The sequence below is a fragment of the Sodalis sp. (in: enterobacteria) genome (assembly GCF_047607725.1).
Lineage (GTDB): Bacteria > Pseudomonadota > Gammaproteobacteria > Enterobacterales > Enterobacteriaceae > JBLKSS01.
The window spans coordinates 1-4,806 of sequence record NZ_JBLKSS010000228.1 but is presented as its reverse complement, the minus strand read 5'-3'; the positions used below and the strand labels follow the sequence as shown (position 1 = coordinate 4,806).

At 56.5% G+C, this 4,806-nt stretch carries 8 protein-coding genes and 1 pseudogene; all 9 read left to right on the top strand.

Going from position 1 to position 4,806, the window contains the following annotated elements; all coding sequences use genetic code 11:
* The coding region (locus ACMX3H_RS17105) for a transposase domain-containing protein (protein WP_415211673.1) at positions 1-139 on the top strand (139 nt) is incomplete at its 5' end.
* A 48-nt stretch (positions 140-187) separates the two neighbouring features.
* The gene (locus ACMX3H_RS17100; protein ID WP_415211672.1) at positions 188-709 is read left to right on the top strand and encodes a hypothetical protein; all 522 of its coding nucleotides are present in this window, start codon (positions 188-190) and stop codon (positions 707-709) included.
* 57 nt (positions 710-766) lie between these two features.
* Positions 767-1,675: pseudogene (locus ACMX3H_RS17095) on the top strand (phage capsid protein).
* Positions 1,676-1,974: 299 nt separating this feature from the next.
* On the top strand, positions 1,975-2,292 hold the full coding sequence (locus ACMX3H_RS17090) for a hypothetical protein (protein ID WP_415211671.1): 318 nt from the start codon (positions 1,975-1,977) through the stop codon (positions 2,290-2,292).
* A gap of 1 nt (position 2,293) precedes the next feature.
* Complete coding sequence (locus ACMX3H_RS17085) at positions 2,294-3,070, top strand: hypothetical protein (protein WP_415211670.1); 777 nt, start codon at positions 2,294-2,296, stop codon at positions 3,068-3,070.
* Positions 2,985-3,587: a hypothetical protein gene (locus ACMX3H_RS17080; RefSeq protein ID WP_415211669.1), complete on the top strand. Its 603-nt coding sequence runs from the start codon at positions 2,985-2,987 to the stop codon at positions 3,585-3,587. The genes ACMX3H_RS17085 and ACMX3H_RS17080 overlap by 86 nt, the downstream gene beginning before the upstream one ends.
* Positions 3,541-4,095, top strand: a complete 555-nt coding sequence (locus ACMX3H_RS17075; protein ID WP_415211668.1) for a hypothetical protein — start codon at positions 3,541-3,543, stop codon at positions 4,093-4,095. The genes ACMX3H_RS17080 and ACMX3H_RS17075 overlap by 47 nt, the downstream gene beginning before the upstream one ends.
* Positions 4,096-4,128: 33 nt before the next feature.
* The gene (locus ACMX3H_RS17070) at positions 4,129-4,281 is read left to right on the top strand and encodes a hypothetical protein (RefSeq protein WP_415211667.1); all 153 of its coding nucleotides are present in this window, start codon (positions 4,129-4,131) and stop codon (positions 4,279-4,281) included.
* Positions 4,282-4,283: 2 nt separating this feature from the next.
* Positions 4,284-4,673: a GNAT family N-acetyltransferase gene (locus ACMX3H_RS17065; protein ID WP_415211666.1), complete on the top strand. Its 390-nt coding sequence runs from the start codon at positions 4,284-4,286 to the stop codon at positions 4,671-4,673.
* The last annotated feature ends 133 nt before the right edge of the window (positions 4,674-4,806 follow it).

The following is a 4,806-nucleotide window of genomic DNA, read 5'->3' as shown; positions in this document are numbered from 1 at the left end:
TACGCTGATCGGCAGTTGCAAACTGAACGGCGTGGAGCCGGAAGAGTATCTGCGCCATGTGCTGGCGATTATCGCGGATCATCCCATCAACAAAATCAAAGAGCTCCTGCCGTGGAACCTCACCATCCCTGCTGAATAACTATCAATACGGCGCTGGGCGTACGCTTACTTTATTCTGGGCGAGTACTTGCAGCGTGCCCCGGCGTTAGTGAACGGTGCGGTCGAGCTGGATGCGGACGCCGCGGGGACACAGTTACGCGCGGTGTGGCAATCTGACGCTGAATTTAACAAAAACATCGGTCTGGCCTACCGTGCGTTTCATGCGCTGGCCGATGAAGGCGACAAAGATCGCATGGATGATATCGGCAATAATCCGCTGGTTATCCGCATGCTGGCGAAAGTGGGTGCGGAGATGCAGGAAGATACGCCGGCGGGGGCGGACGCTAACCAGGCGGCGCAGCAAGTCATCCGTGACCTGATGAAGTCGGACGCCTGTGCCGATCCGAAACATGCTGATCATGATCGTGTTGCTGCACAGATACGCGCATTCTGTCGCGTGACCCTCAACAGGCCGGCTGCATGGCTGGCCTCGTTTCATTTGGTCGGGATCCTGACCGCACATCACACTCACAATCCTCACAAAGCAGCCCGGCTGAGTAGCCGGATACCTGATCCCCCCTGTCCGTCAGCGCCAACCGGGCAGCGTTGAAACGAGCCGGGAGACCGACACCTCGCAGGCGATTAATCACTATTTGGAGTGTGCATTATGGCTTTTGATGCCAACAAGAACATGATCACCGCTGCGTTTGTGCAGCAGTTCCATGATTCGTTTGAAATTGCCTCGCAGCAAAAAGACTCTCGCCTGCAGGCCACCGTCACTGACCGAGGCCATATTACCGGGGCATCCTTCACCATCAACGATATGGGCACTATCGAGATGACCCAAATCACCACACGGTTCGGTGATACGGTCTGAGATGTCCCTGAAGCGGGGACGCGTAACGCCTTGATGGCGGACTACGGGGTCTTCGTGCCGGTGGAGAAGCGTGACCTGCGCAAACTGATTGCCGATCCGCAGGGGCCCTATTTACAACTGACCCTGGCTGCAGCTAACCGCAAAAAGGACGACATTATTTATCGGGCGTTGCTCGATACCGTTTTGCGCAAAACATCAGATACCGGTGCTTATGCGCCCGTCGCCTTGCCGACAACGCAAAAGATTGTCGCAGGCAAAACCGGCATGACCAAGGCCAAGCTTATCGCCGCCAAGGCCATGTTTCGCCGTAACGAGTGCGATGAACAGAACGGTGAGGAGCTGTATATCACCTACAACGCCGACATGTTGACGCAGATCCTCAGCGATACCACGTTGACCAGTGCCGACTTTATGGCGGTGAAGATGCTCCAGGAGGGTGCAGTGTCCGGTAACTGGCTGGGCTTTAAGTGGCTGGCGTACGAAAAGTTGGACGAAGCGAAAGCAGGCGAGCCTGCCGTAACCACCAAAACCGCCGCCTGGTGTAAATCCGCGGTGCATTTGGGGACGTGCGCACAGTACAACGTCGATATCGGCCCGCGTCGCGATAAAAACAACACCATCCAGATTTCTGTCGATGCGTCTTATGGTGCCGGTCGGGCGAACGAAAAAAAAGTCGTCGCCATCGAGTTTGTCGCGTAAGCCGCCGGGATCTTTGCCGGGGGCTCCCCGGCCTTTCTCATTTGAGGTGTCGCCATGAGTTCGAGCGTATCTATCTGTTCTAACGCGTTGCTGGCGCTGGGGGCGCATCCGATCAACAGTTTCGATGAGGCGACCCCGCACGCCAGACTCTGCGCCAATATTTACCCTTCTGTACGCAATAACCTGCTGCGTGCCCATCCGTGGCACTGCGCCATTAAACGCGTTGTGCTCTCTCCCGTCAGTACCGCCCCGCTTTCGGTTTTGGCTACCAGTTTCCCCTCCCGGCGGATCTTATCCGGGTGCTGTCGGTGGGTGAGCGGTATGACGATATCCCGTATCGCATTGAGGGAAAACGCCTGCTGGCGAACGTACAGGAGGCCCGTCTGCGCTATATCTTTCGCAGTGAGGATGAATCGACCTGGGACGTGCCATTGGTCAACGTCGCCGAAGTGACAATGCAGGCAAAACTGGCTTATGCCGTCACGGGATCTGCCAGCTTGCGTGACTGTCTGACACAGGAAGCCGCTTTCCTGCTCCAGCAGGCGAAATCCATTAACGGACAGGAAGATCCGCCGGAGAGGCTGGACGGTTTCCCCACCCTGGCGTCGAGGCTCTAAGATGCGCGMCAATCTGATTAAAACCAATTTCACCGCCGGGGAAGTCTCGCCGCGCCTGATGGGCCGCGTTGATATTATGCGTTACGCCAATGGAGTGAAAGCTATCCAAAATGGCGTTGTGGTGGTGGAGGGCGGCGTCATGCGCCGTCCGGGTACCCGCTTTGCGGCAGCCGCCAAATACAGAGATCGCCCGGCACGGCTTATCCCGTATGTTTTTAACCGTTCACAGGCGTATGTGTTGGAGTTTGGCGACGGTTACCTGCGCGTTTACCAGAACGGTAAACCGGTGGTGAATGCTGATAACACGCCGTATGAAATTGCCAGCCCCTACAGCGCTGACCGGTTGCCTTCGGTGAATTACGTTCAGGGCGCGGGTACCATATTTCTGGTGCATCCGGCGGTGAAGCCTTATCGGCTTCAGCGTCGTGGGCAAACGGACTGGGTGTTGGAGCCCGCACCGTTTATCGTCGAGCCCTTTGATGAAATCCGCGAGACACCCAAAAAATGGTGTAAGCCCTCGGCAAAAGAATTCGTTGGCTCTGAGGTGACACTGACGCTCAGTGATGCGGACCCAGGGGAGAATAAAATCCGCCATTCAATGGTGCGGGATGGGTTGCCCAGGATGTGGGTGCCTATGTGCGCATCAATGCGGCCTTGTCCTGATCCAGCGCATCAACAGTGCGCAGGTGGCTGTGGAGACGCTTCGCTCGGATTTAAACGCCAAACAGGCCGCGTCACCCGGCTCATGGACGCGAGAGGAGTCGGTCTGGACGGATAATTTGGGTTATCCGGGGGCGGTGACGCTATACCAGCAGCGTCTGGTGTTGGCCGGATCGCCCAAATATCCACAAACCATCTTGTGGAGTGAGACCGGTGCCTATCTGTCGTTCGAGCTGGGGACCAAAGACGACGCTGCCATCAGCTTTACAGTGTCTTCTGATCAGCTCAACCCGATCGTCCATTTAGCACAGATGAACACGCTGATTGCGCTGACCTATGGCGGTGAATTTACCATTACGTCGGGCAACGACGCGGCTATCACGCCGACCAATATTTCGGTCAAAAATCCCAGCCCGTATGGCTGTAACAGTATTCGTCCGCTGCGCGTTGGCACCGAAATTCTCTTTATCCAGCGGGCCGTGCGGCAAGCTCTATGCCGTGGCGTACGATCCCGACAGCTTCGTGTCCTATGCTGCGAACGATTTGACGGTACTGGCGGAGCACATCACGGCGGTCGGCGGGCGCGATATGGCTTACCAGCAGCAGCCGGACGGGCTTATCTGGCAGGTGCGTGAAGATGGTGTCGCCGTAACGGTGACGATGGATCGCGCTCAGGATGTGGTTGCCTGGTCACGCCAGATGACAGAGGGCGCTTTTGAGTCCGTGACGTCCATTCCCTCCGAGCGGGATGACGTGCTGTATACGCTGGTTCGCCGTAACATTAACGGGCAAACCGTACGCTACGTCGAAGTGTTCGCTAACGTGCTGAATACCGATGCGGCCATCACCGGGTGCGGCGAGGCCGGCGCCACGACCTGGACGGGGCTTCGGCACCTGGAGGGCAGAACGGTGGATGTGGTTGCCGATGGGTCGGTCATGCCGCGTGCCGTTGTCTCTGGCGGACAGGTCACGCTGGCGCGTAAAGCGAAGACCGTAGAGATAGGCCTCCACTACGACACCACGATAGAGACATTAACGCCTGAAGTTGCCACGACGGAGGGCACAACGCAGAACGCGCGTAAGCGGACTAGCGAAGTCACGATGCGTTTTCTTGACACCATAGGCGCAGAATGTAACGGCTAAATCATCCCTTTTCGCACATTCGGCCCGAAGATTTTGGATAAACCCGCACAGCTGTTCACGGGGGATCACTATATGGGAAAACTGGGCTGGGAGCGTGGCGAGGATACCTTGATTGTGCAGCAGCGCCAGCCCTTGCCATTTCACCTTCTGGCGATGATTACCACCTTTACCAGCAATGGGGGTTAACCATGATCCGGGCGGCAACACGAGACGATATCCCGGCGTTAATTGCGCAGGGGGCCAGAATGTACCAGGAATCACGCTACGCGGAAAACTCACCGTTTAACGCGCTAAAATGCGCTGATTTGGCCGATCACCTTATCAACGCCGACGCCGGTTGTGTTCTGGTGACAGAGCACAACGGGCAGATCATCGGCTGGCTGGCCGGTGGCATCGGGGAACAGTGGTTTTCGCGCCAGTTGATGGCGTTTGAGTACGGCGTCTTCATTTCCCCTAGCCATCGTGGCGGGTCGGCCGGTGCACGGTTGGTCAAATCCTTTATTGCCTGGGCGAAATACCACGGCGCCGCGGTGATAAACATGGGCATTACCACGGGGGTACACGAAGAACGAACGTAAGCGCCCCGTGGAGGACGTCTTGAATTATTGGTGGGTTTGTTGTATGAGACAGTAAACCTACGTTACACGCTTATGCTCATTGCATTTTCACATTGTATTGATTTTAATAACTTTTATTTCCATCCCGGTTTGA